We start from the raw sequence: 3,269 nt of genomic DNA, 5'->3' as shown, positions 1-3,269 counted from the left end.
AAGGAAAACGTCCCTTACGGGACATGCCCATCGTTCAGTTTTGAGAGCTCGTCTCTCACGTCTCGCAAGAGACACTCGCACCTTGAAAACTGAAGACATCAACAAGACATCAAACTTTTAATTAACCATGTCATTAGACGTGTGTTCTTAGAATACCAACGCTAGATCAAGGTATGAAGGGCGTACGGTGGATGCCTTGGCACTAGGAGCCGATGAAGGACGCGACGAACAGCGATATGCTTCGGGGAGCAGTAAGTATGCTTTGATCCGAAGATTTCCGAATGGGGGAACCCACCATCCGTAATGGGATGGGACATGTTACATGAATACATAGTGTAGCGTGAGGCAGACCCGGGGAACTGAAACATCTAAGTACCCGGAGGAAGAGAAAGCAAATGCGATTCCCTGAGTAGCGGCGAGCGAAACGGGAACAGCCCAAACCGGAGAGCATGCTCTTCGGGGTTGTAGGACACTCTATACGGAGTCAAAAAGGAAGACAGTAGGTGAAGGACCTGGAAAGGTCGGCCGAAGAAGGTGACAGCCCTGTAGCTGAAACTGTTTTCCCTCCAGAGTGGATCCTGAGTACGGCGGGACACGTGAAACCCCGTCGGAATCCGGGAGGACCATCTCCCAAGGCTAAATACTCCCTAGTGACCGATAGTGAACCAGTACCGTGAGGGAAAGGTGAAAAGCACCCCGGAAGGGGAGTGAAATAGATCCTGAAACCGTATGCCTACAAGTAGTCAGAGCCCGTTAACGGGTGATGGCGTGCCTTTTGTAGAATGAACCGGCGAGTTACGATAACGCGCGAGGTTAAGCCGATGAGGCGGAGCCGTAGCGAAAGCGAGTCTGAACAGGGCGTTCAGTGCGTTGTCGTAGACCCGAAACCAGGTGATCTACCCATGTCCAGGATGAAGGTCAGGTAACACTGACTGGAGGTCCGAACCCACGCACGTTGAAAAGTGCGGGGATGAGGTGTGGGTAGCGGTGAAATGCCAATCGAACCTGGAGATAGCTGGTTCTCCCCGAAATAGCTTTAGGGCTAGCCTCGAGGTTGAGAGTTCTGGAGGTAGAGCACTGATTGGACTAGGGGCCCCCACAGGGTTACCGAATTCAGTTAAACTCCGAATGCCAGCAACTTATACTCGGGAGTCAGACTGCGAGTGATAAGATCCGTAGTCAAGAGGGAAACAGCCCAGACCGCCAGCTAAGGTCCCAAAGTGTATGTTAAGTGGAAAAGGATGTGGCGCTGCCTAGACAGCTAGGATGTTGGCTTAGAAGCAGCCACCATTCAAAGAGTGCGTAATAGCTCACTAGTCGAGTGGCGCCGCGCCGAAAATGTAACGGGGCTAAACATACCACCGAAGCTGCGGATTCCGTAAGGAATGGTAGGGGAGCGTTCCAAACCGCTGTGAAGCTGTACCGGAAGGAGCAGTGGAGCGTTTGGAAGTGAGAATGCCGGTGTGAGTAGCGAAAAGAGGGGTGAGAATCCCCTCCGTCGAAAGCCCAAGGTTTCCTGAGGAAGGCTCGTCCGCTCAGGGTTAGTCTGGACCTAAGCCGAGGCCGAAAGGCGTAGGCGATGGATAACAGGTTGATATTCCTGTACCGCCGATCCACCGTTTGAACAATGGGGGGACGCAGGAGGATAGTGACGCATGCGGATGGAAGTGCATGTGCAAGTTTCAAGACCGTCTGATTGGCAAATCCGTCAGGCACCAAAGTCAAGGAACGACGCGGAGTCCCGTAGGGACGTAGGTCACGATTTCACACTGCCAAGAAAAGCCTCTAGTGAGGGGGAAGGCGCCAGTACCGTAAACCGACACAGGTAGGCGAGATGAGAATTCTAAGACGCGCGGGATAACTCTCGTTAAGGAACTCGGCAAAATGGTCCCGTAACTTCGGGAGAAGGGACGCTCTACATGAGTAGAGCCGCAGTGAATAGGCCCAAACGACTGTTTAGCAAAAACACAGGTCTCTGCTAAATCGCAAGATGACGTATAGGGGCTGACGCCTGCCCGGTGCTGGAAGGTTAAGGGGATGGGTTAGCGCAAGCGAAGCTTTGAACCGAAGCCCCAGTAAACGGCGGCCGTAACTATAACGGTCCTAAGGTAGCGAAATTCCTTGTCGGGTAAGTTCCGACCCGCACGAAAGGCGTAACGATTTGGGCACTGTCTCAACGAGAGACCCGGTGAAATCATAGTACCTGTGAAGATGCAGGTTACCCGCGACAGGACGGAAAGACCCCATGGAGCTTTACTACAGCCTGATATTGAGGCTTTGTGCATGATGTACAGGATAGGCGGGAGACGTCGAGCCCGGAGCGCCAGCTTCGGAGGAGTCACCCTTGGGATACCGCCCTTCATGCATAGAGTCTCTAACTCGCAGCCGTGATCCGGCTGGAGGACCGTGTCAGGCGGGTAGTTTGACTGGGGCGGTCGCCTCCTAAACAGTAACGGAGGCGCCCAAAGGTTCCCTCAGAATGGTTGGAAATCATTCGTAGAGCGCAAAGGCAGAAGGGAGCTTGACTGCGAGACCTACAAGTCGAGCAGGGACGAAAGTCGGGCTTAGTGATCCGGTGGTTCCGCATGGAAGGGCCATCGCTCAACGGATAAAAGCTACCCTGGGGATAACAGGCTGATCTCCCCCAAGAGTCCACATCGACGGGGAGGTTTGGCACCTCGATGTCGGCTCATCGCATCCTGGGGCTGGAGTAGGTCCCAAGGGTTGGGCTGTTCGCCCATTAAAGCGGTACGCGAGCTGGGTTCAGAACGTCGTGAGACAGTTCGGTCCCTATCCGTCGTGGGCGCAGGAAATTTGAGGAGAGCTGTCCTTAGTACGAGAGGACCGGGATGGACGCACCGCTGGTGTACCAGTTGTTCCGCCAGGAGCATCGCTGGGTAGCTACGTGCGGACGGGATAAATGCTGAAAGCATCTAAGCATGAAGCCCCCTCCAAGATGAGATTTCCCTTTGAGTAATCAAGAAAGACCCCTCAGAGACGATGAGGTAGATAGGTCACGGGTGGAAGCATGGCGACATGTGGAGCTGAGTGATACTAATCGGTCGAGGCCTTGTTCTAGCAGATGCTTGTTGATGACTTCAGTTTTGAGGGCGCGAGCCCGTCGTCTGGTGACGATAGCCAAGTGGTCACACCCGTTCCCATGCCGAACACGGAAGTTAAGCACTTGAACGCCGAAAGTAGTTGGGGGCTTCCCCCTGTGAGGATAGGACGTTGCCAGGCTTTTGTTTTTTTAATAAAACAATTGACAG

2 rRNA genes are annotated in these 3,269 nt (G+C 53.7%); both read left to right on the top strand.

Annotation, left to right across the window (positions count from 1 at the left end):
- Window positions 1-164: 164 nt before the first annotated feature.
- Window positions 165-3,078: ribosomal RNA gene (locus F8N00_RS17205) — 23S ribosomal RNA — on the top strand.
- 46 nt (window positions 3,079-3,124) lie between these two features.
- Window positions 3,125-3,240: ribosomal RNA gene (gene rrf / locus F8N00_RS17200) — 5S ribosomal RNA — on the top strand.
- Window positions 3,241-3,269: the final 29 nt, after the last annotated feature.

The organism is Exiguobacterium sp. A1_3_1 (assembly GCF_048985645.1).
Lineage (GTDB): Bacteria > Bacillota > Bacilli > Exiguobacteriales > Exiguobacteriaceae > Exiguobacterium_A > Exiguobacterium_A indicum.
This window is presented reverse-complemented; position numbering and strand designations above follow the sequence as displayed.